General features: G+C 63.7%; 16 protein-coding genes. 10 read left to right on the top strand and 6 right to left on the bottom strand.

From position 1 onward, the window contains the following. Window positions 1-578 precede the first annotated feature (578 nt). Both metH and metF read right to left on the bottom strand, forming a co-directional pair. Window positions 579-4,442 (bottom strand): methionine synthase, encoded by a 3,864-nt coding sequence (metH, locus tag AC0L3P_RS11930; RefSeq protein ID WP_473301977.1) that lies wholly within the window; start codon window positions 4,440-4,442, stop codon window positions 579-581. A gap of 6 nt (window positions 4,443-4,448) precedes the next feature. Next, entirely contained in the window at window positions 4,449-5,369 is a 921-nt protein-coding gene (metF, locus tag AC0L3P_RS11925) for a methylenetetrahydrofolate reductase [NAD(P)H] (RefSeq protein WP_473301976.1), read from the bottom strand. A gap of 391 nt (window positions 5,370-5,760) precedes the next feature. Between metF and AC0L3P_RS11920 the strand changes: the two genes are divergently transcribed. After that, a complete protein-coding gene (locus tag AC0L3P_RS11920) occupies window positions 5,761-6,774 on the top strand; it encodes an LLM class flavin-dependent oxidoreductase (protein ID WP_473301975.1) in 1,014 nt (337 codons plus the stop codon). A 69-nt stretch (window positions 6,775-6,843) separates the two neighbouring features. Here AC0L3P_RS11920 and AC0L3P_RS11915 read toward each other — a convergent pair whose 3' ends face one another. Together AC0L3P_RS11915 and AC0L3P_RS11910 are read right to left on the bottom strand one after the other, a co-directional pair. Continuing rightward, complete coding sequence (locus AC0L3P_RS11915) at window positions 6,844-7,689, bottom strand: prephenate dehydratase (protein ID WP_473301974.1); 846 nt, start codon at window positions 7,687-7,689, stop codon at window positions 6,844-6,846. A gap of 21 nt (window positions 7,690-7,710) precedes the next feature. Continuing rightward, the gene (locus AC0L3P_RS11910) at window positions 7,711-8,451 is read right to left on the bottom strand and encodes a 3-deoxy-manno-octulosonate cytidylyltransferase (protein WP_473301973.1); all 741 of its coding nucleotides are present in this window, start codon (window positions 8,449-8,451) and stop codon (window positions 7,711-7,713) included. Between the two features lie 220 nt (window positions 8,452-8,671). Between AC0L3P_RS11910 and AC0L3P_RS11905 the strand changes: the two genes are divergently transcribed. The 6 genes from AC0L3P_RS11905 (at window position 8,672) to AC0L3P_RS11880 (ending at window position 17,164) form a co-directional block, all read left to right on the top strand. Then, complete coding sequence (locus AC0L3P_RS11905; protein WP_275172302.1) at window positions 8,672-9,226, top strand: c-type cytochrome; 555 nt, start codon at window positions 8,672-8,674, stop codon at window positions 9,224-9,226. Window positions 9,227-9,438: 212 nt separating this feature from the next. Then, window positions 9,439-11,340 carry an extracellular solute-binding protein gene (locus tag AC0L3P_RS11900; RefSeq protein WP_473301970.1) on the top strand — a complete coding sequence of 634 codons (1,902 nt, stop codon included), beginning with the start codon at window positions 9,439-9,441 and terminating at the stop codon, window positions 11,338-11,340. A gap of 14 nt (window positions 11,341-11,354) precedes the next feature. Then, on the top strand, window positions 11,355-13,235 hold the full coding sequence (locus AC0L3P_RS11895; RefSeq protein ID WP_473301969.1) for an extracellular solute-binding protein: 1,881 nt from the start codon (window positions 11,355-11,357) through the stop codon (window positions 13,233-13,235). Continuing rightward, the gene (locus tag AC0L3P_RS11890) at window positions 13,232-14,341 is read left to right on the top strand and encodes a microcin C ABC transporter permease YejB (protein WP_007605353.1); all 1,110 of its coding nucleotides are present in this window, start codon (window positions 13,232-13,234) and stop codon (window positions 14,339-14,341) included. Before AC0L3P_RS11895 ends, AC0L3P_RS11890 begins: the two co-directional genes overlap by 4 nt. Next, on the top strand, window positions 14,341-15,522 hold the full coding sequence (locus AC0L3P_RS11885) for an ABC transporter permease (RefSeq protein ID WP_473301968.1): 1,182 nt from the start codon (window positions 14,341-14,343) through the stop codon (window positions 15,520-15,522). The genes AC0L3P_RS11890 and AC0L3P_RS11885 overlap by 1 nt, the downstream gene beginning before the upstream one ends. A 4-nt stretch (window positions 15,523-15,526) precedes the next feature. Beyond that, on the top strand, window positions 15,527-17,164 hold the full coding sequence (locus AC0L3P_RS11880) for an ABC transporter ATP-binding protein (protein WP_473301967.1): 1,638 nt from the start codon (window positions 15,527-15,529) through the stop codon (window positions 17,162-17,164). Window positions 17,165-17,170: 6 nt separating this feature from the next. Here AC0L3P_RS11880 and AC0L3P_RS11875 read toward each other — a convergent pair whose 3' ends face one another. Then, window positions 17,171-18,049, bottom strand: a complete 879-nt coding sequence (locus tag AC0L3P_RS11875) for a C40 family peptidase (RefSeq protein WP_473301966.1) — start codon at window positions 18,047-18,049, stop codon at window positions 17,171-17,173. Continuing rightward, window positions 18,042-19,415, bottom strand: a complete 1,374-nt coding sequence (locus AC0L3P_RS11870) for a leucyl aminopeptidase family protein (protein ID WP_473301964.1) — start codon at window positions 19,413-19,415, stop codon at window positions 18,042-18,044. The genes AC0L3P_RS11875 and AC0L3P_RS11870 overlap by 8 nt, the downstream gene beginning before the upstream one ends. A 202-nt stretch (window positions 19,416-19,617) precedes the next feature. On the opposite strand from AC0L3P_RS11870, the gene AC0L3P_RS11865 reads away from it, so the two are divergent. From AC0L3P_RS11865 to AC0L3P_RS11855, 3 genes are all read left to right on the top strand, one after another. After that, window positions 19,618-19,821, top strand: a complete 204-nt coding sequence (locus tag AC0L3P_RS11865) for a hypothetical protein (RefSeq protein WP_473301963.1) — start codon at window positions 19,618-19,620, stop codon at window positions 19,819-19,821. 257 nt (window positions 19,822-20,078) lie between these two features. Further along, window positions 20,079-21,623, top strand: a complete 1,545-nt coding sequence (locus tag AC0L3P_RS11860; protein ID WP_473301962.1) for a metallophosphoesterase family protein — start codon at window positions 20,079-20,081, stop codon at window positions 21,621-21,623. 60 nt (window positions 21,624-21,683) lie between these two features. Continuing rightward, window positions 21,684-22,511 (top strand): tetratricopeptide repeat protein, encoded by an 828-nt coding sequence (locus AC0L3P_RS11855; protein WP_275172293.1) that lies wholly within the window; start codon window positions 21,684-21,686, stop codon window positions 22,509-22,511. Window position 22,512: the final 1 nt, after the last annotated feature.

Below are 22,512 nucleotides of genomic sequence, written 5' to 3'. Positions count from 1 at the left end.
GCAATCGTGGGCAGCACGACGAGAGCGATCGCGGCGACGAACGGTGCAATGAACTGCTTCATATGTTCGATCCCAAGCAAATCGTCGGTTGAAGGTAGTAGGCCGAGAGAGTAGCGAACCAAGGTTGAGCGGACAAGTGAACGAGTTCACACGCGTCCGATTCTTGCGAGGGCGCATCTGCAGCTGTTCGATGTGTTGCGTCGTTCCGGTACAGGTTGAGCATTTGCTGCACCAACGTCGTCCTGGCGAAAGCCAGGACCCATTACCCCCACCGGGTCATTTGGCGAAGATTGGTCGTTCGGTATTGCCAGCGATCGTCATCGATGATTCACGCGGTATGGGTCTTGGCCTTCGCCAGGACGACACCGAACGGACGACACCGAACGTGTGGCACGCGCCCATGATCGCGACGGACGAGGCAGCGAGTGTCAAACCGGCGCGGTCGGCGATCATGCATTCATACAGGTGTTTTGCCCGACGCCGCAAGCCATTTCGGCAAGACCGAAAATGATTGAGCCTTTTCAACCCCATGTCTACTGTGCATGGGGTTGATTTCGCGTTTTTTGTTTGGAGGGCGCCTAGCCCGCGCCCGCGCGCTTCTTCTGCCAGACCAAATGCACCGCGCAGGTGCAGCCCGGCGGATGCGAGGCAAGCTCCTTCGACGTCTCGTCGTTCGCAGGCGTTGCCGCGAATGCCGCCTTGTCGCTCGCGCCCTCTCGCGCCGGGATGTAGTTCAGGATCGGCGCGAGCCAGCGCTCGGCCTCGGCGACGCTCATGCCCTTGCGTGCGGCATAATCCTCGACCTGGTCGCGCTCGATCTTGCCGACGCCGAAATAATAGCTCTCGGGACTGGCGAGATAGAGCCCCGACACGGAAGAGCCCGGCCACATCCCAAAGCTCTCGGTCAGCTTCACGCCGGCGGTGTTCTCGGCGTCGAGCAGTTCGAACAGCGTCGCCTTCTCGGTGTGATCGGGCTGCGCGGGATAGCCGGGGGCGGGACGGATGCCCTGGTACTTTTCGAGGATCAACTCATCGGTCGAGAGCGCCTCGTCCGGCGCATAGGCCCAGAACTCGCGGCGCACGCGGGCATGCATGCGCTCGGCGAAGGCCTCTGCAAGGCGATCGGCCAGCGCCTTGCACAGGATCGAGGAGTAGTCGTCATTGGCCATCTTGAACCGGTCGGCGACCACATCCTCGCCGATGCCGGCAGTGACGACGAAGCCGCCGACATAATCGGGCACGCCGGTAGTGGCAGGCGCGACGAAGTCGGACAGCGCCGCATTGAAACGGCCCTCGCGCTTCTCGAGCTGCTGGCGCAGCGTGTGCAGCGTCGCGATCGTCCTGGTCCGGCTCTCGTCGGCGTAGAGCACGATGTCGTCGCCCTCGGCGTTCGCCGGCCAGAAGCCGACCGTCGCACGCGCCCGGAACCACTTCTCCTTGACGATCAGGTTGAGCATTTTCCGCGCGTCGTCGTAGAGCGAGCGCGCGACCTCGCCGACCTTGGCATCGTCGAGGATGGCGGGGAAGCGCCCGGCGAGCTCCCAGGTCTGGAAGAACGGCGTCCAGTCAATATAGGGCACGAGCTCGGCGAGATCATAGTCGTCGAAGCTCCTGGTGCCGAGAAAGGTCGGCTTCACCGGCTTGTTCGCGGCAAAGTCGACCGGCACGCGGTTGGCGCGGGCGGTCGCCAGCTTCAGCCGCTTCTTGTCGGCCTGGGCGCGCATATGCGCATCCGAGATCTTTGCGTATTCGGCGCGGACTTCGGCGGCATAGGCCTCGCGCCTCTCGGGCGACAGCAGAGCAGACGCAACACCAACCGCGCGGCTGGCGTCGTTGACATGCACCACGGGGCCGGCGCGATAGCTCGGGTCGATCTTCACGGCCGTATGCACGCGGCTCGTGGTGGCGCCGCCGATCAGCAGCGGCAGCTTGAGGCCTTCGCGCTGCAATTCGCCGGCGAAGAACGCCATCTCGTCGAGCGAGGGCGTGATCAGGCCTGACAGCCCGACGATGTCGGCCTTCTCCGCCTTTACGGTCTCGACTATCTTGGCCGCCGGCACCATCACGCCGAGGTCGATCACCTCGTAATTGTTGCACTGGAGCACGATGCCGACGATGTTCTTGCCGATGTCGTGGACGTCGCCCTTGACGGTCGCGAGCACGATCTTGCCGGCGGACGACGAGCCTTCCGTGCCGATGCCGTTGGCGAGATTGCGCGCCTTCTCCTCTTCCATGAACGGCATCAGCCAGGCGACAGCCTGCTTCATCACGCGGGCCGACTTCACCACCTGCGGCAGGAACATCTTGCCGTCGCCGAAGAGATCGCCGACCACGTTCATGCCGGCCATCAGCGGTCCCTCGATCACGTCGAGCGGGCGCTTCGAAGCCTTGCGGGCCTCTTCGGTATCCTGCTCGATGAACTCGGTGATGCCGTGCACCAGCGAATGCGACAGCCGCTTCGCCACCGGCCATTCGCGCCAAGCGAGATCGGCTTCTTTGGTCTGGGTCTTGTTGCCGCGGAATCTTTCCGCGAGCGCCAGCAGACGCTCGGACGCACCAGGGTCGCGATTGAGAATGACGTCCTCGCACACCTGGCGCAATTCGGGATCGATGTCGTCATAGACGATCATCTGCCCGGCATTGACGATGCCCATGTCCATGCCGGCCTTGATGGCGTGATACAGGAACACCGAGTGCATCGCCTCGCGCACCGGCTCGTTGCCGCGGAACGAGAACGACAGATTGGACACGCCGCCCGAAATGTGCGCGCCCGGCAGGTTCTTGCGGATCCAGCGCGTCGCCTCGATGAAGTCGACGCCGTAATTGTTGTGTTCCTCGATGCCGGTCGCGATCGCGAAGATATTCGGATCGAAGATGATGTCTTCCGGCGGGAAGCCGACGCGGTTCACCAGGATGTCGTAGGCGCGCTTGCAGATCTCGGTCTTGCGGGCGAACGTGTCGGCCTGGCCGACCTCGTCGAACGCCATCACCACGACGGCCGCGCCGTGACGGCGGGCGATCCTGGCCTCGTGAATGAACTTGTCCTCGCCCTCCTTCATCGAGATCGAGTTGACGACCGGCTTGCCCTGCACGCATTTCAGGCCGGCCTCGATCACAGAGAATTTCGAGCTGTCGACCATCACGGGGACGCGGGCGATGTCGGGCTCGGCGGCGACGAGGTTGAGGAAGGTCACCATCGCGGCTTCCGAGTCCAGAAGACCTTCGTCCATGTTGACGTCGATGATCTGCGCGCCGTTCTCGACTTGGTCGCGCGCGACCTGCAACGCGGCGGTGTAGTCGCCGGCGGTGACCAGCTTGCGGAAGCGGGCGGAACCGGTGACGTTGGTGCGCTCGCCGACGTTCACGAAAGGAATGGCGTCGGTCAGGATGAACGGCTCGAGGCCGGAGAGCCGCAAGCGAGGTTCGATCTCCGGCACGATGCGCGGCTTGTGCGGCGCGACCGCAGCGGCAATCGCAGCGATATGGTCCGGCGTGGTGCCGCAGCAGCCGCCGACGATGTTGACCAAACCATCACGCGCGAACTCGCCGACCAGGCGGGCCATGTATTCCGGGGTCTCGTCATACTGGCCGAACTCGTTGGGAAGGCCGGCATTGGGATAGGCACAAACAAGCGTGTCGGCGACGCGGCCGATATCGGCGATATGGGCGCGAAGATCTTCCGCGCCGAGTGCGCAGTTGAAGCCGATGGTGACGGGCTTGGCGTGCTGTACCGAATGCCAGAACGCTTCCGGGAGCTGGCCGGACAGCAGGCGGCCGGACTTGTCGGTGATGGTGCCCGACACCATCACGGGCATGTCGATGCCGCGCTCCTCGGTGATCTCGGCGATCGCGTAGAGCGCCGCCTTGGCGTTCAGCGTATCGAAGATGGTCTCGACCAGCAGCAGATCGACGCCGCCGTCGAGCATGCCGTTGATCTGCTCGCCATAGGATTTGCGTAAGTCGTCGAACGTGACGGCGCGGTAGCCGGGATTGGAAACGTCGGGCGAGATCGAGGCGGTGCGGTTGGTCGGTCCGATGGCGCCGGCAACGAAGCGCGGCTTGCCGTCCTCGGCCTCGACGCGGCGTGCGGCGTTGCCGGCGAGGCGTGCGCCTTCGCGCGCCATCTCGTAGACGATGTCGCTGAGATCGTAGTCGGCCTGGGCAATCGAGGTCGTGGAGAAGGTGTTGGTGGCGACGATGTCGGCGCCGGCACGCAGATAGGCGGCGTGGATGTCCTCGATCGCCTGCGGCTGGGTCAGGATCAAGAGGTCGTTGTTGCCGCGCAAATCGCGATGGAAGGTCTTGAAGCGCTCGCCACGGAAGGCGGCCTCGTCGAACTGGAGGTTCTGGATCATCGTGCCCATGGCGCCGTCGAGCACGAGAATGCGCTCGCGCGCGGCGTTGAGCAGGGCGGTTCGCTTGGGAGAGGTGGATACGGTCATGGTGTCTTAAGCCGCCTTCTGCGCGCTCTTGGCGCGAATGCCGAGCAAATGGCTGATCGCGAACACGAGATCGGCGCGGTTCATGGTGTAGAAATGGAAGGTGTCGACGCCGTGCTTCGCGAGCTTCTGCACCTGGCCGGCGGCGACGGTGGCCGCCACCAGCTTGCGGGTCTCGGCGTCCTCGTCGAGCCCCTCGAACTTCGCGGCGAACCAGTCCGGCACGGAGGTGCCGGCGCGGGTGACGAAGGCTCGCGCCTGCTTGAAATTATGCATGGGCATGATGCCCGGCACGATCGGGATGTTGATCCCGCGCGCGCGCACGCGGTCGAGATAGCGGAAATAGAGGTCGTTATCGAAGAACACCTGCGTGATCGCGCGGGTCGCGCCCGCATCGACCTTGGCCTGCAGCGTGTCGATGTCATCGTCGAAGTCGCGCGCCTCGGGGTGCTTCTCAGGGTATGCCGAGACCGACACCTCGATATCGCCGTGGCGCTTCTTGATGCCGGCGACGAGATCGGCGGAGCTCTGATAGCCGTCGGGATGGCTGGAATAGGCCGTGCCGATGCCGCCCGCGGGATCGCCGCGCAAGGCCACGATGTGGCGGACGCCGACCTCGTGATAGCGGTCGACGATCTCGTCGATCTCCCCGCGCGAGGCGCCGACGCAGGTCAGATGCGCGGCCGGCAGCAGCGCGGTTTCTTTCAGGATGCGCGAAATGGTCGAGTGGGTGCGCTCACGGGTCGAGCCGCCGGCGCCATAGGTCACAGAGACGAATTTCGGGTCGAGCGGGGCCAGCCGGTTGATGGTGTCCCAGAGATTGCGCTCCATATCTTCCGTCTTGGGCGGAAAGAACTCGAACGAAATCGCAGGCCGCTTCAGGTGCCCGTCTTGCCCGTCGGTGTGGGCAGGCATCGTCGCGTCAGTCATGGGCACCACTCACTCCAAGGGCTCGCCGGGTCGTTGGCGGCCGGCGGTCAGGTCTAGATTGGGAGAGGTCAAGATAGGCCAAAGCGGTCGCACTCGACAGCCCATCAGAGATGGGAAATTGCCCACTTTCATTTATATAATAGAAAATTACCTGCAGACTCAGATAGACGTGGGATGAGAGCAGTCAGTTGAAAGCATAGATATTTCGGACACTTAATGGTGATGTGGGGCTATTTGGTGCGAGATCGTGTGGTGGGCAGTATGAAAATTGCAATATCGGCGTGACCTCTGTCCCAACGCCGCGGCGAAGTCGCGCGAGCCCGTGGCCTGCACGTCAGACCTGCGCGCCCTGCCATTGCCGCTGCGCCGCCCTCCGCTACGTTAGCGCGCCATGATCCCGCTCTCAGTCCTCGACCTCTCCGTCGTCACAACTGGCACAAAGCCCGCCGCGGCGCTGCGCAACAGCATCGACCTGGCGCGCCATGTCGACGGGCTCGGCTATGTCCGCTACTGGCTCGCCGAGCATCACAACCTCGCCTCGGTCGCGAGTCCAGCGCCCGACGTGATGATCGGGCAGATCGCGGCGGTGACGAAGCACATCCGCGTCGGCTCCGGCGGCGTGATGCTGCCCAATCACGCGCCGCTGGTCGTGGCCGAGCGCTTCAAGATGCTGGAGGCGTTGTTTCCCGGCCGCATCGATCTCGGCCTCGGTCGCGCCCCCGGCACCGACGGTGCCACGGCCTATGCGCTGCGCAGCCGGCTCGACCGTCGCGAAGGCGACGATTTCCTGGAGCGGCTGCACGAATTGATCCTGTGGCAGACCCGGGAATTCCCCTCGGGCCATCCCTACCACAACGTCGTCGCGATGCCCGACGATACGCCGTTGCCGCCGATCTGGCTGCTCGGCTCGAGCGATTATTCGTCGGAGCTCGCCGCGCAGGTCGGCATGGGCTTCGCATTCGCGCATCATTTTGCGTCCCACGATGCGATCGATGCGATGGTGCATTATCGCAATCGTTTTCAGCCCTCGGCCTGGAGCGCGAGCCCGCGCGCGATCCTCGCGGTCGCCGTCATCACGGCCGACACGGATGAGGAAGCCGAAGAGCTTGCGGCGTCTTTCGACCTCAATCGCCTGCGCCGCGATCGCGGCCAGTATCTTCCGTTGCCGAGCGTCGAAGAGGCGCTGGCCTATCCCTATACCGACTCGGAGCGCACCTCGATCCAGCGCAACCGCTCGCGCCTGTTCGTCGGCAGCCCCGCAACCGTGCAGAAGCGGCTCCAGCCGCTTATCGATGCGAGCAAGCCCGGCGAGTTGATGGTGATCACCGCTGTGTATGATCACGAGGCGCGAAAGAAATCCTATTCGCTGCTGGCGGAGGCGTTCGGTCTTAAGGCGGTCGGATAAAGCTCTCGCGCCTCTGCGCTTCGCAGCGTCTTGATCCCGGCTCGCGTTTCGCGCGTCCAGGACACGAAACTATTCCATCGTCGCGCGGAACGGGTGACCCGGATACACGCCGACGATGCGGAATTCGCGTGAGAAGAATTTCAGCTCCTCGATCGCGAAAGCGAGGCCCTTGTCCTCGGGGTGGCCGTCGACGTCGGCGTAAAACTGGGTGGCGAAGAAATTGCCGTCGACCATGTAGCTCTCGAGCTTGGTCATGTTGACGCCGTTGGTGGCAAAACCACCGAGCGCCTTGTAGAGCGCGGCCGGCAAATTGCGCACCCGAAACACAAAAGTCGTGACCAGCGGACCGGAGCCCTGTGCGGCCCATTTCGGTTCGCGCGCCAGCACCACGAAGCGCGTGGTGTTGTGGGCCTCGTCCTCGATGTCCTCAGCCAAAATGTCGAGGCCGTAAATCTTTGCGGCGAGACGCGAGGCGATCGCGGCGACGGACTTATCGTTACGCTCGGAAATGTCGCGGGCGCTGCCGGCCGTATCAGCGTGCACGATGGGCTTGATGCCGAGCTTGCGAATGATCCGCCGGCATTGGCCGAGCGCGTGCACGTGGCTCTCGACGCTCTTGATGTCTTCGAGCCTGGTCCCCTTCACCGCCATCAGCTGATGCCGGACCGGCAGAAACCACTCGCCGATGATGAAGAGGCCGGAGGCCGGAAGCAAATGATGGATGTCGGCGACGCGGCCTGCCACCGAATTCTCGATCGGGATCATGCCGAGATCGGCCTCGCCCGACGAGATCGCCGACAAGGCGTCCTCGAAGGTGGCGCAGGGCATCGGCTCGGCGTCGGGATAGGCCTCGACGATGGCGATGTGGGAATTGGCGCCAGGCTCGCCCTGGAATGCGATTTTCAGCTTGCTCATGCTCGGCCTTGTAACAGCGGCTCAGGATTTGGAAAGGATGCTGCGGGCGGTTTCCAGGTCCGCGGGCGTGTCGACCCCGCGGGGCACGGTATCGACAATGGTGAAGTCGATGCGCATTCCGGCCTCGAGCGCCCGGAGCTGCTCGAGCTTCTCCTGCAGTTCCAGCGGCGAGGGCGGAAGCCGGACGTAGCGCTCCAGCGCGGCGCGGCGATAGGCATAGAGACCGATATGGTGGTAACGCGGCCCGTCGCCGGTCGGCGCGGTTGCGCGGGTGAAATAAAGTGCGCGCATGCGTCTGCCCCCGAGCGAGGTCCCGATCGCCTTCACGACGCTCGGCGCGAGATCCTCCTCCTCGGTGTGAATTTGCGAAGCCAGCGTTGCGATATCCACGGCAGGGTCTTGCAGCGGCGGCAGCACCTCGCGGATATTGTCGATCGTGATGGTCGGGAAATCGCCCTGGAGATTGACCACGATCTCGGCCTTGCCGTCCGGATCGAGCTTCTGCATGGCCTCGTGGATGCGGTCGGAGCCGGAGGGGTGCTCCGGGCGGGTCATCACGGCCTCGCCGCCATGGGCGGTCACGACGGACGCGATCTCCGCGGTGTCGGTTGCGACCGCGACCCGGCCTATCCCGGCGGCCTCGGCGCGGCGCATCACGTGCACGATCATCGGCTGCCCCGCGATATCGGCGAGCGGCTTGCCGGGCAGGCGGGTCGCGGCCATGCGGGCCGGGATCAGCACCAGGATGCGAGGATCGGTCATCGGGTCAAGGGCCTGGAAACGGGGCGTTTTCCGCGCCGGGAAATGGGGTGGGGACGGGCGTGAAGCCCGCTCGCTTATACGGGTTGCCAGACCCCGGGCAAACCGATATCTCAATGGCAAAACTCGGGGAAACAATTAAGGAACGTTGATTCTTCGAGGCTCGTCCTGGCGGCCGCTTTGGGCCGCTCGATCCTTCTTGCGGTGTGGGGCCTGGCCGGAAATGGACTCTTTCGAACTGAACAAGATTCTCGGTGCCGTGCTCGGCACCTGTCTCCTTCTGCTGGTGACGAGCTTCACCGCGAATGCGCTGTTCTCGCCCAAGATGCCGGAAAAGCCGGGCTTCGAGATCGCCGTGAAGGAAGACGCCGGCCACGGCAAGGAAGGCGGCGCTGCCGCCGCGGCTGCCGAGCCGATCGAAAAGCTGCTCCAGACCGCCTCGGTCGAGAAGGGCGCCTCCGCCGCCAAAAAGTGCGGCGCCTGCCACACCTTCGAGAAGGGCGGCCCGAATCGCGTCGGTCCTAATCTCTATGGCGTCGTCGGCGAGAAGCGGGGCGAGGGCCGTGGCGGCTTCAACTTCTCGGCTGCCATGAAGGCCAAGGGCGGCACCTGGACGTTCGACGATCTCAACAAGTTCATCGCCAGCCCGAAGGGCTTCATCCCCGGCACCGCAATGGGCTTCGCCGGCATTCCCAAGGATTCCGAGCGTGCCGACGTCATTGCCTATCTGAATTCGCTCTCGGAGCATCCGCAGCCGCTGCCGACGGCCTCAAAGTAAAAGCCTCGAAACCCCATCTTGGACTATGCGGCCGGGCTGAAAAGCCTGGCCGTTTTTATATCCGGGCCTCGCGGTGACGTTATCAGGGCGTTTGGCCGCACTGGATGGAGCGGCCGGGCTTCCAAGATGAGGAAAAAGCAACATATTCCGTCGAAACCTCGCCTATATTGGGAACTTAAAGGAGTAGCCTCCTTCAAGACAGGAATGTGGATTTGGCCATTACCCGACGCGATCTCCTGCTCACCGGCACCGCTGCCGCAGCGCTCCCCGCCCTTGGTTCCGTAGGGGGCCTTCCCGTCGTCGGCGCGGCACACGCGCAATCCGCCAGTGAGCTGACCTGGCGACACGCGCTGTCGCTGTTCGGACAGGTCAAATACCCCGCCGACTTCAAGCGCTTCGACTACGTCAATCCGGAAGCGCCCAAAGGCGGCGTCGCACGCCAGATCGCCGTCGGCACATTCGACAATTTCAACATCGTCGTCTCCGGTGTGAAGGGGCAAGTCGCCGGTGCCGTGGCATTCATCTACGAATCCCTCACGACGGCCTCGCTCGACGAAGTCTCGACCGAATACGGCGCGCTGGCCGAGGCCGTCAGCCATCCGGATGATTTCTCCTCCGTGACTTACCGCTTGCGGCCGCAAGCCAACTGGCATGACGGCAAGCCTGTTACCGTGGACGACGTGATCTTCTCGCTCGATTCGTTCAAGAAGCACCACCCGATGTACTCGGCCTATTATAGCCATGTGGTGAAGGCCGAGAAGGTCGGTGAGCGCGAGGTGAAATTCGTGTTCGACGCACCGGGCAATCGCGAGCTGCCGCAGATTGTCGGGCAGCTCACGGTCCTGCCGAAGCATTGGTGGGAAGGAACGGACGCGCAGGGCCGGAAGCGCGATGTCTCCGCCACCACGCTCGAAGTGCCGCTGGGGTCGGGCCCCTACCGGGTCAAGGAATTCGTTGCCGGACGGTCGATCGCGCTGGAGCGCGTGAAGGATTATTGGGGGCGCGACCTCGCGGCCAATGTGGGCCGAAATAATTTCGACGAGCTGCGCTATGAGTATTTCCGCGACGCCACCGTGGCGATCGAGGCCTTCAAGGCCGATCAGGTCGATTGGCGCACCGAGAACAGCGCGAAGAACTGGGCGACGGCCTACGACTTCCCGGCCGTCACCGAAAAGCGCGTGATCCTCGAGGAGTTCGCCAATCGCAGCTCGGGCGTCATGCAGGCCTTCGTGCCGAACCTGCGCCGCGCCAAGTTCAAAGATGCGCGCGTGCGACGCGCGCTTAATTACGCGTTCGACTTCGAGGAGATGAACAAGCAGATCTTCTACGGCCAATACAAGCGCATCAGCAGTTATTTCGACGGCATCGATGAGCTGATGGCGACCGGGTTGCCGCAGGGCAAGGAGCTCGAGATCCTCCAGACGGTCCGCGCCGAGGTCCCGCCCGAAGTCTTCACGACGGCCTATACCAATCCAGTCGGCGGCAGTCCGGAAGCCGTGCGCGACAATCTGCGCGAGGCACTGCGCTTGTTCAAGGAAGCCGGCTACGAGGTGCGCGACCGCAAGCTGATCGACGTCAAGACCGGCGCTCAGTTCTCGCTTGAGCTGCTGAACTCGGATCCGAGCTTTGAGCGGATCACGCTGTTCTACAAGCCGTCGCTGGAACGGCTCGGCATTGCCGTCAGCGTGCGGACAGTGGATCCCACCCAGTATGAGAACAGGACGCGCGAGTGGGATTTCGACATCGTCACCAACTCCTGGGGCGAGTCGCAGTCGCCGGGCAACGAGCAGCGCGAATTCTGGTCATCGAAGACGGCCGACATCGCCGGTTCACGCAATATTACCGGCATCAAGAATCCGGCGGTCGACAAGCTGATTGAGCGGGTGATCTACGCCAAGGGTCGCGACGATCTCGTCGCGGCAACCAAGGCACTCGACCGCGTGCTGCTGTGGAATCACTACGTCGTGCCGCAGTGGACTTATACGAAGGTGCGCACCGCGCGCTGGGATCGCTTCGGTCGGCCGGCGGAATTGCCCAAATACGGTCAGTCCGGCTTTCCGTTCATCTGGTGGTACGACGCGGACAAGGCGGCGCGGATCGCAAAGAAGTCGTGAGGGGCATTTCTCGCATGACGCAGCTTTCACGCCGGCATGTGCTGGCCCTGGGTGTCGGTGGCGCGTTCAGCGCCGCCCGGCTCCGGGGCGCGACAGCGTCCGAGATGCCCGCCGAGGCCCACGGCATGTCGGCCTTCGGCGACCTCAAATATCCCGCCGATTTCCATCACTTCGACTACGTCAATGTCGACGCGCCGAAGGGCGGCACTTTTTCGCTGATCCCGTCGGTGCGCGCCTACAACCAGTCCTACCAGACCTTCAACTCGCTCAATGCCTTCATCCTCAAAGGCGACGGCGCGCAGGGCATGGATATGACCTTTGTGCCGCTGATGGTGCGAGCCAACGACGAACCGGACGGGATGTACGGGCTTGCCGCGAAATCTGTAAATATATCGGCGGACAGGCTGGTCTACCGCTTCACGATACGGCCCGAGGCGAAATTCCATGACGGCACCAAGCTCACCGCTCACGACGCGGCGTTTTCGCTGACGTCGCTGAAGGCCAAGGGGCACCCACTGATCATCGTGCAGATGCGCGACATGGTCACCGCGGAAGCGATCGACGAGGCGACGCTTGTCGTCACTTTTGCCAAGGGACGCGCGCGTGACGTGCCGCTCTATGTGGCGAGCCTGCCGATCTTCTCGAAAGCCTACTATGCCTCCCGTCCGTTCGACGAAACGTCTCTGGAGATCCCGTTGGGTTCGGGCCCGTACAAGGTCGGCAAGTTCGAGGTCAACCGCTACATCGAATACGAGCGCGTCAAGGATTGGTGGGCTGCCGATCTGCCCCCCTGTCGTGGTAGCTACAATTTCGACGTTGTGCGCTACGAATTCTACCGCGACCGCGATGTCGCCTTCGAAGGTTTCACCGGCAAGAACTATCTCTACCGCGAGGAGTTCACCTCTCGCCTCTGGGCGACGCGTTATGATTTTCCTGCCGTAAAGGATGGGCGCGTCAAGATGGAGGTCGTGCCCGACGACACGCCGTCCGGTGCACAAGGATGGTTCATCAACACGCGGCGCGACAAGTTCAGGGATCCTCGCGTGCGCGAGGCACTGATCGATGCCTTCGACTTCGAGTGGACCAACAAGACCATCATGTACGGTGCTTATGCCCGCACGGTGTCGCCATTCCAGAACTCGGACCTCATGGCCAGCGACGGGCCTCCTCCGCCGGAAGAGTTGAAGCTGCTGGAGCCGTTTCGCGGCCAGGTTCCCGACGAGGTGTTTGCCGCGCCGTTCACGCCGCCGGTCTCGGACGGCTCCGGGCAGGACCGCAGCCTGTTGCGCAAGGCGCAGCAATTACTGAGCGAGGCCGGCCTGCCGATCAAGGACGGCAAGCGGGTGCTGCCGAACGGTGAGATATTCAGGATCGAATTCCTGTTGGACGAGCCTTCATTCCAGCCGCACCATGGGCCCTACATCAAGAATCTCGCGACGCTCGGCATCGAAGCGAGCGTGCGCCTCGTCGATGCCGTGCAACACAAGGCGCGCCAGGAAGATTTCGACTTCGACATGACGATCCAACGCTTCAGCATGTCGGCTACGCCGGGCGATGCCATGCGCTCGTTCTTCTCGTCGCAGGTCGCGGCAACGAAGGGCTCGTACAATCTCGCGGGCGTCGCCAGTCCGGCCATTGATGCCATGATCGAGAAGATCATGGCGGCTGACACCCGCGAGGAATTGACCGTCGCCTGCCGCGCCTTCGATCGCCTGTTCCGTGCCGGCCGCTATTGGGTGCCGCAATGGTATAACAAGACGCACCGGCTTGCTTATTGGGACCAGTTCGGCCGCCCGCAGAAGCTGCCGCGTTATGCCAACGGCGTCGGCGCCCCCGATATCTGGTGGCATGATGGCGGCAAGGCCGCCAAGCTCGAGCAGGCGAAACAGCCATGAGCGCCTATATCGCCCGCCGTATCCTGCTGATGATCCCGACCTTGCTCGGGATCCTCTTCGTCTCCTTCATCGTCGTGCAGTTCGCGCCGGGCGGACCGGTCGAGCGCGTGATCGCGCAGCTCTCGGGCGCCGACACCGGCGGTACCTCGCGCATTTCGGGCGGCAGCGACTTTGCGCAGCGCGCCCCGGGGCAGTTAGGCGCTGGCGGCGACGCCATCAATTCGAAATATCGCGGCGCGCAAGGCCTCGATCCCGATTTTATCAAAAAGCTGGAAGTGCAGTTCGGCTTCGACAAGCCGGCCCCGGAGCGCTTCGCATTGATGGTGTGGAATTTCGCCCGCTTCGATTTCGGCAAGAGCTATTTCCGCGACGTCAGCGTTCTGCAGCTCGTCAAGGAGAAGTTGCCGGTCTCGATCTCGCTCGGCATCTGGCTGACGCTGCTCACCTACCTGATCTCGATTCCGCTCGGCATCCGCAAGGCAGTCAGGGACGGGACGCGCTTCGACACCTGGACCTCGAGCGTGCTCGTGCTCGGCTACGCTATACCCGGCTTCCTGTTCGCGATCCTCCTGATCATCCTGTTTGCCGGCGGTTCGTTCTTCAATTGGTTCCCGCTGCGCGGACTGACGTCAGACGGCTGGTCGCAGTTTCCGTGGTACTGGAAGATCATCGATTACTTCTGGCATTTGACGCTGCCGCTGATCGCCATGGGGCTCGGTGCGTTCACCACAATGACGTTCCTGACCAAGAACTCGTTTCTGGACGAGATCCGCAAGCAATACGTGATGACCGCGCGCGCGAAAGGCTGCAGCGAGAATCGGGTGCTCTATGGTCACGTCTTCCGCAACGCGATGCTGATCGTCATCGCTGGCTTTCCCAGCACCTTCATTCACGCCTTCTTCTCGGGCTCGCTTCTGATCGAGACCATCTTCTCGCTGGATGGGCTGGGACTGCTCAGCTTCGAGAGCGTTCTCAACCGCGACTACCCCGTCGTGTTCGGTACGCTCTTCATCTTTTCGCTCGTCGGCCTCGTGATCAACCTGATCTCTGACCTGACCTATATGTGGATCGATCCGCGGATCGATTTCGAGGCGCGGGAGGTCTGATGACACTGGCCGCCCCTACCACGCCGATCGAAACCACTGCGAAGTCGCCGCTCGGCGACGCCGTGCCGATGACGCGCAAACCGTTCGTGCCATCGCCACTCAACAGGCGCCGCTGGCAGAATTTCAAGGCGAACCGGCGCGGCTATTGGTCGTTCTGGATCTTCCTGATTCTGTTTGTGGTGTCGCTGTTCGCCGAACTGATCGCCAACGATCGGCCGTTCCTGATCAAATATGATGGCCACCTCTATTGGCCGTCCGTCGTCACCTATTCGGAAACCACTTTCGGCGGCGACTTCGAAACCGCAGCCGACTATCGCGATCCCTATTTGCAGAAGCTGATCAGGGACAAGGGCGGCAGCATCGTCTGGCCGCTGATCCGCTATTCCTACGACACCCACAATCTCGATCTGCCGACGCCGGCGCCGTCGAAGCCGACCTGGATGTTGACGGAAGCGCAGTGCAAGCCTGTGGTCGAGAAGAAGGGCCTCAAGAGCTGCCGCGATCTCGAATACAACTGGCTCGGCACCGACGATCAGGGCCGCGACGTGGTAGCGCGGCTGATCTACGGCTTCCGCATTTCGGTGCTGTTCGGCCTCTGCCTGACCATCGTCTCCTCCGTCGTCGGCATCGCGGCCGGCGCGGTGCAGGGCTATTTCGGCGGCTGGATCGACCTGTTGTTTCAGCGTTTCATCGAGATATGGACCGCGATCCCTTCGCTCTATCTGTTGCTAATCCTGTCGTCGGTGCTCGTACCCGGTTTCTTCGTGCTTCTCGGCATCCTGCTGTTGTTTTCCTGGGTGTCGCTGGTCGGACTCGTGCGCGCGGAATTTCTACGCGGGCGCAATTTCGAGTACATCCAGGCGGCGCGGGCGCTCGGCGTGTCGAACAAGGTCATCATGTTCCGGCATCTGTTGCCGAACGCGATGGTCGCGACCATGACGTTCCTGCCTTTCATCGTGTCGAGTTCGGTGATGACGCTGACGGCGCTCGATTTCCTCGGGTTCGGATTGCCGCCCGGCTCGCCGTCGCTCGGCGAGTTGCTGTCGCAGGGCAAGTCCAACGTGCAGGCGCCCTGGCTCGGTTTCTCCGGCTTCTTCTCGGTTGCGATCATGCTGTCGCTCTTGATCTTCATCGGCGAGGCCGTGCGCGACGCCTTCGATCCGCGCAAGACGTTCAGGTAGGCCAATGGACGCGATCAATCAGCCTTTGCTCAGCGTGCGCGAGCTCTCGGTTGCCTTCCACCAGGGCGGCGCCACCACGCTCGCGGTCGACAAGGTCTCGTTCCAGATCAGGCGCGGCGAGTGCGTGGCGCTGGTCGGCGAGTCCGGCTCCGGCAAGTCGGTCAGCGCGCTTTCGATCCTCAAACTCTTGCCCTATCCGAACGCCTCGCATCCCTCGGGCAGCATCCGCTTCAAGGGACAGGAACTGATCGACCGGTCGGAGCAGGAGATGCGGGAGATTCGCGGCAGCGACATCTCGATCATCTTCCAGGAGCCGATGACCTCGCTCAATCCACTGCACACGATCGAGGCGCAGATCGGCGAGATCATCCAGCTGCACAATCCGACCAGCAATGCCGAGGCGCGCAGGCGGACGCTGGAATTGCTGACGCAGGTCGGCATTCCCGAGCCCGAAACGCGGCTGAAGAGCTATCCGCACCAGCTCTCCGGCGGCCAGCGCCAGCGCGTGATGATCGCGATGGCGCTCGCCAACGAGCCGGACCTCCTGATCGCGGACGAGCCGACCACGGCGCTCGACGTCACCGTGCAGGCGCAGATCCTGACGCTGCTCGCAGAGATTCGCAGCCGGCTCGGCATGAGCCTGCTCTTCATCACCCACGATCTCGGCATCGTGCGCCGCATCGCCGACCAGGTCTGCGTCATGAAGGGCGGCGAGATCGTCGAGCAGGGGCCGGTTGAGCAGGTCTTCAAGAGCCCGAAGCATCCCTATACGCGCGACTTGCTCGCCGCGGAACCGAAGCCGGATCCGGCGCCGCCGCAGCCGGATGCGCCGGTGGTGATGTCGGCCGACGACCTCAAGGTCTGGTTCCCAATCAAGCGCGGGTTGATGCGCAAGACGGTCGGTCACATCAAGGCGGTCGACGGCGTCAGCATCGCCGTGCGCAAGGGCGAGACGCTCGGCGTCGTCGGCGAGTCCGGCTCGGGCAAGACCACGCTGGGGCTCGCATTGCTGCGGCTGATCTCCTCGAATGGACGCATTGTGTTCCTGGGAAAGGATATCCAGGGTCTCCGCTTCAAGGAGATGCGGCCGTTCCGGCGCGACATGCAGATCGTGTTCCAGGATCCGTTCGGCTCGCTCAGCCCGCGCATGTCGGTCGCCGACATCGTCGCCGAAGGCCTCACCGTGCATCAGCCGCAGCTCTCGCGCGGCGAGCGTGAGGAGCGCGTCGTCAAGGCGCTCGAGGACGTCGGACTGAAGCCGGATACCCGTCACCGTTATCCGCATGAATTCTCCGGCGGCCAGCGCCAGCGCATCAGCATCGCGCGGGCGGTGGTGCTGGAGCCGGATTTCGTCGTGCTGGACGAGCCGACCAGTGCGCTGGACATGCTGATTCAGGCGCAGATGGTCGATCTGCTGCGTGAATTGCAGCGCCGTCGCGATCTCACCTACATGTTCATCTCGCACGATCTGCGCGTCGTCGCCTCGCTCGCCAGCCATCTGATCGTGATGCGCGGCGGCAAGGTGGTCGAGGAAGGCCAGGCCGCCGAGCTCTTTAAGAACCCGAAGACGGATTACACGCGCGCGCTGTTTGCGGCGGCGTTCCGGCTGGAGACGGCGGGGAACGGGTCGGCGGCGACGTAGCGTCCGTCAGAGCCGCTTGATCGCGGTGACCTCGCTGCCGGCTTGCTTGATCCTTGCGATGGCCGGCTCGATTGGTTCGATCACCGTTGCCATGTGATGCGCATTTGCGTGAACCATTGTGCTGCCATCGCGGACGATGGCGACATGGCCCTTCCAGAAAATGAGATCGCCGCGCAGCAAGCTCCTCTGCTCATGCGGCTCCAGCGCGCGGCCGAGCCCGGCCTGCTGCATGTCGCTGTCGCGCGGGCAGCCGATCCCCGCCGATGTCAGCGAGACCTGGACGAGGCCGGAGCAATCGACGCCAAGGCTGCTCTTTCCACCCCAGAGATAGGGCGTGCCGACGAAACGCTCGGCGACTCCGACGAAATCCGGCTCGCGACGACCGAGCGGGACGAGATGAGCCTTCGGCAGATATTGTCCGTCGCGCGTCACGGCGAAGCTGCCGTTCTCGCTTGCAACCGCGATCTTCGATCCCATCACCAGCGTGTCTGCCGGCGGCAGCTTGATCGAGGGACCGGGGAAGGCAAAGGTTCGCAGCGCAACGACTATATGGGTCGGGGCAGCCGAGGGCTTCATCAGCGCTGCGTCCGGCAGCCAGCCGACATAGCCGTCACCCGAAAGCTGACCCCACGCCCAGCCTTCGCCGTTGCGGTCGTAGACCGTGACGCGCTCGCCGCGCAACGCTTGTGTCATCAGCATCGCGTTCGGCGACGGCTGCTCGCGCACGGGCGCGATCGCCTCGACTATCTCGAATTCCTCGCCCGTGACGAAGCGATCCGCCTGCACCTTGCCTTCGAGATACTTTGCGGCGAGGTCGCCGCGCGCGGGTGTCAGCCTTGGATCGGGGCTTGGATCGTATTTTGGATCGAGTCCTGGATCACGCATAGCGCTCGCTCAGCAATGCGTAGATCGCGCGCGCGGCCTGGCACTCGCCGCCCTCGGGGCGTGCGGGCTTCGCCGACGGCGTCCAGCCGTAGATGTCGACATGCAGCCAGCTCTTGGCCTGTTCGACGAAGCGCTGCAGGAACAGCGCACAGATGATCGAGCCGGCAAAGCCGCCGGACGGTGCGTTGGTGATGGTGGCCGTCTTAGAGTCCAGCCACGCATCGTAAGGCGGCCACAGCGGCATGCGCCACAACGGATCGTTCTCCTTCACCGCGCATCGTGCGACGTCGGCGGCAAGCGTCTCATCATTGGTGTAAAAGGGCGGTAAATCCGGCCCCAGCGCGACGCGTGCCGCTCCCGTCAGCGTGCCGAGATCGATCAGCAGGTCCGGCTTTTCCTCGTCCGCAAGCGCCAGCGCGTCGGCGAGCACCAGCCGCCCCTCCGCGTCCGTATTGCCGATCTCGACAGTGATGCCCTTGCGCGAGGTGAAGATGTCGAGCGGGCGGAAGGCATTCCCCGCCACCGCGTTCTCCACGGCCGGGATCAGCACGCGCAGCCGCACCTTCAGCTTCGCATCCATCACCATGCGCGCCAGAGCCAGCACGTTGGCGGCGCCCCCCATGTCCTTCTTCATGATCAGCATGCCGCTCGACGGCTTCAGGTCGAGCCCGCCGGTGTCGAAGCAGACGCCCTTGCCGACCAGCGTCACCTTGGGATGAGCCGGGTCGCCCCAACCGATGTCGATCAGCCGCGGCGCGCGGTCCGAGGCCATGCCGACGGCGTGGATCAGCGGAAAATTCGTCTTCAAGTCGTCACCGATGGTGCAGGCAAAGCTTGCGCCGAATTCGGCGGCGAGATCTTGCGCGGCTGCGGCCAGCTCCTCCGGCCCCATGTCGTTGGCCGGCGTGTTGATGAGGTCGCGCGCCAGCATTGCGGCGTCCGCCATGCGGTTGATCTCGGTCGCGTCGACGCCGTCGGGTGGCACGAGGCGGACCTCGGGGCGATCGGCCTTGCGGTACCGGGCGAAGCGGTAGCTGCCAAGCGCGAAGGCGAGCGCGGCGAGCCGTGCATCGTGCGGCGCATTGGCGAAGCGATAAATGCCTGGTGGCAGCAGGCCGGGCAGGGCGCCCGGTCGGAACAGGTCGCGCGATCTTGCACCTTCGTCCTCGAGCCCGAACAGCACTTGCGCGATCGCGCCATCGGGCGCGGGCAGCGCGAGATAGCCACCCGGCTTTGCGGTAAACGCGCTCGCAGTGGCAAACTGGCGTTGCGCCGCCGGTAGCCCCTCGGCGACCTGATCCCAGCTCGATTTGGTGACGAAGGTGATCGGGATGGCGGTAGGCGAGGTCTCAAAGACAGAAGGCATTGGCGGGTCCGGATCGTCAGATCGAGCGGGTCATACGAACGGACGAGATTTCGCAGAGTTTCGTCGCCGCCGCAATCAGCTTTGCTGCCATCGTTCAGCGATCCGCTACTCGCAGCAAGGGGGCCATGCTAGGTTCCGGCAACGGCCGTCGGGTGCGGAGATCTCCGGCGGCCGACGACAAAGCCGGCCGGGAGGAAATGCAATGGAATTTGTGTGGAGCGCGGTCACATTCATCGGCCAGGCGGTCGAGGCGATTTTTGGCTATGTCGAGCATCATCATTGGATATTCGCGTTCCTTGCCGGTGGTTACGTCTTCTATCTCCACGACCGCTCCGTTCACGCGCGGTTCGATTCGCTCGACAAGCGCGTTGACGAAATCCGCAAGCGGCTCGCCATCGAATATTGAGCTGATGAGCGAAACCATCATCGGGCGGAACCCGTATCTCATGCGGTTCACGCGAGCTGCCGCAGGGCTTTACTAGCGCTGGAGTTGTGGCATTATTGGCCGATATTTTAGATTGTATCGTGCGGTTGTGCACGCAGCGAGAGTCGATTCTTACCCTGGGTCATCACGGCCCGGTTGAGACCGGAGAGACCCCTTATCGTCGAAGGCATTTCTCTTATCGTTTAGGCGGCGCGGCATTTGCAAACAAGCGGCGCAAAATGGATAGATCGTTCGTCATCGTACAGATCTCCGACCTGCATCTGGACGGGTCGGGTCGGCTGCTTGCGACGATCGAGACGCTCAACGCCGCGATTCGCGAGAGGATGGCGGACTTCGCGGACATTCCCGATCGTATCCTGCTGATCACCGGCGATATCGTGGACGACCCGACGCCACCCGCGCTCGACGAAGCGCTCGCCGTCATTGCATCGTTCCGGCAGACCCGGCTGTTCACCGACATCCAGGCAATTGCCGGCAATCACGACGTCAAGCGACCGAGCCAGCGTGCAGGCCGCCACGACGTCTATGATTACCTGCACTTGCCGCGGACCTCGAAGAGCGTCTACTACCGTCAGGCCGGCCTCGATCTGGTGCTGCTGGATTCCAACCGCGCGAGCCTCACAACGCTCGCGAGCGGCAACGTCGACCAGAGCGCCTATAATGCCATGGTTTCGGCGTCCGCGCGGCTGAGCGTCGAACTCGCGGGGAGCCTCGGGTCGGGCGGCCGCGCCGATTATGCCGAGCCGGTGGAAAACCTCGTGCGCGTGCTGGCGCTGCACCATCATCCACTGCCGCAGGCGACCGGAGAAGGAAAGCGGTTTCTCGGCGTGCCCGACGAGCCGCTGATGTATCTCGCCGCGCCCGCGACCTTCCTCGAAGCGGCGACATCGCTCAACGTCGATCTGGTTCTGCACGGACACCGACATGTCGAAGGGCTGACGCGCTATTCGATTCCCGATCCGCGCGCCACGAGCGAGAGCGATGATGCATTCTGGCGCACGATCTACGTCTTGGCCTGTCCGTCATCGACCGGGCAGGCCGGTGACGACGCCGGCTTCAACGTCATCCATTTCGGCCCGATGTCCCACCCGATGTCCCATGGCGGCCGCATCGAGTATCGCTTTGCGATCGCCCGCTACTCACGTCCGCGCAAGGATGGTGCCTTCAGGCCGCTCGATTCCAACCTGCCGCACGGCGTCGTCAGGCTGCCGGCCGGGCGGGATTTTTCCCGAGATCCGGCCGTCCAGTCGGGCATCGAGATCGACGCATGCACGACGCTGAAGCGGGATCAGGTCGCAGCATTCGCCCGCCGGCTCCTGCTGCGCCGCGCCTTCTATGCCGACGGCGAGGTGGATTGGGCCGATTTGCTTCACGTCTATCTCGTCACCTCTCACGTCTGGGCCGATCTCGAAAGCAAGTCCTCGAGATCCGCACGCAAGCATGACGTCGACGCCGTGGCCGTGGTGACATCGCTGCTGCGTCGGTTGATCGAGCAATCCGCAAATGTGCTCGGCATCGACAGTTTTCAGCTCGACGAGCTCCGCGCGAGGCGTCTGATCAATCGTGACGATCTTCGGCGCGAACTGCCGTGGGTGGCGCGCCCGGGCATCGATGTGGAGATCGAGACGCGGCAACGCCTGCAATTGCTGCGGGACCTGAACGAGCAGGCGAAGGCGCTCGGCCTCGATGCGGATCTCGGCGGCGAGATGCCGCCGCAGGCCCGCAGTGACGGGCGCGGGCCGGGGGCATTAACCGGCCGTTAGGGTTAACAGTCTATTGCTGGCGCGTTCGGCTCGATCAATCGGCTCGAGAGTCAAAGCGTCATGCGTCAACGGTTCAGTCTTGACCGGCTCAGTCTTGCCCGGCTTCTTGCGTCCACCTCGCTGGTCGCGACGTTGGCCATGGGCCTCGGCGGCTGCACGGCGATGTCGAAACTCTCCGACGTCACGGGCTCGGTCGGGCCGCGGGCCGAAGCCGCTCCCACCGATCCCGCGCGCGCTGCCCAAGTCTATGGCGAGCGCTATCGTGCCAATCCCAAGGACGCCGACGCGGCGCTCGCCTACGGCCAGGCCCTGCGCGCCAACGGCCAGCGCGCCCAGGCCGCCGCCGTGCTCGAGCAGGCAACCATCGCCAATCCCGGCAACAAGGCGCTGATGGCGCAATACGGCCGCGCGCTCTCCGATAACGGCAATTTCCAGCAAGCCTTCGACGTGCTGACGAAGGCGCATTCGCCCGACAACCCGGATTGGCGCCTGCTCTCGGTGCAGGGGACCGCGCTCGATCAGATGGGCCGTCACGAAGAAGCGCGTTCCTATTATGCGAGCGCGCTCAAGATCGCGCCTGGCGATCCCGGCGTGCTCTCCAATCTCGGCCTGTCCTACATGCTGTCGAGAGACCTGCCGAAGGCCGAAGATGCGCTGCGGCAAGCCTATGCCTCGCCGCACGCAAGCGCGCGGGTGCGGCAGAATCTCGGTCTGGTCGTCGGTCTCCAGGGCCGCTTCGCCGAAGCCGAGACCATCGTGAAGGCGGACCTGCCGCCGGACCAGGCTGCGGCCAATGTCGCCTATCTCAAGGAAATGCTGACCCGCAGCGATATCAGGCGGGGTGCACCGAAGCGGACCCCGGTCGCCTCGCTCGGCCAGTCCGACTGAT

Source organism: Bradyrhizobium sp. WSM4874 (assembly GCF_055811835.1).
Note: the sequence above shows the minus strand (reverse complement) of the source record. Positions and strands in the feature narration are given on the sequence as shown.

Bases quoted from the DNA above. Each gene is read 5' to 3' on its own strand.
- AC0L3P_RS11865 (WP_473301963.1), top strand. From the start codon at position 19,618: ATGGAATTTGTGTGGAGCGCGGTCACATTCATCGGCCAGGCGGTCGAG.
- AC0L3P_RS11860 (WP_473301962.1), top strand. From the start codon at position 20,079: ATGGATAGATCGTTCGTCATCGTACAGATCTCCGACCTGCATCTGGAC.
- AC0L3P_RS11880 (WP_473301967.1), top strand. From the start codon at position 15,527: ATGGACGCGATCAATCAGCCTTTGCTCAGCGTGCGCGAGCTCTCGGTT.
- AC0L3P_RS11875 (WP_473301966.1), bottom strand. From the start codon at position 18,049: ATGCGTGATCCAGGACTCGATCCAAAATACGATCCAAGCCCCGATCCA.
- AC0L3P_RS11885 (WP_473301968.1), top strand. From the start codon at position 14,341: ATGACACTGGCCGCCCCTACCACGCCGATCGAAACCACTGCGAAGTCG.
- AC0L3P_RS11915 (WP_473301974.1), bottom strand. From the start codon at position 7,689: ATGAGCAAGCTGAAAATCGCATTCCAGGGCGAGCCTGGCGCCAATTCC.
- metH (WP_473301977.1), bottom strand. From the start codon at position 4,442: ATGACCGTATCCACCTCTCCCAAGCGAACCGCCCTGCTCAACGCCGCG.
- AC0L3P_RS11920 (WP_473301975.1), top strand. From the start codon at position 5,761: ATGATCCCGCTCTCAGTCCTCGACCTCTCCGTCGTCACAACTGGCACA.
- AC0L3P_RS11855 (WP_275172293.1), top strand. From the start codon at position 21,684: ATGCGTCAACGGTTCAGTCTTGACCGGCTCAGTCTTGCCCGGCTTCTT.
- AC0L3P_RS11895 (WP_473301969.1), top strand. From the start codon at position 11,355: ATGACGCAGCTTTCACGCCGGCATGTGCTGGCCCTGGGTGTCGGTGGC.
- AC0L3P_RS11870 (WP_473301964.1), bottom strand. From the start codon at position 19,415: ATGCCTTCTGTCTTTGAGACCTCGCCTACCGCCATCCCGATCACCTTC.
- AC0L3P_RS11910 (WP_473301973.1), bottom strand. From the start codon at position 8,451: ATGACCGATCCTCGCATCCTGGTGCTGATCCCGGCCCGCATGGCCGCG.
- metF (WP_473301976.1), bottom strand. From the start codon at position 5,369: ATGACTGACGCGACGATGCCTGCCCACACCGACGGGCAAGACGGGCAC.
- AC0L3P_RS11905 (WP_275172302.1), top strand. From the start codon at position 8,672: ATGGACTCTTTCGAACTGAACAAGATTCTCGGTGCCGTGCTCGGCACC.
- AC0L3P_RS11890 (WP_007605353.1), top strand. From the start codon at position 13,232: ATGAGCGCCTATATCGCCCGCCGTATCCTGCTGATGATCCCGACCTTG.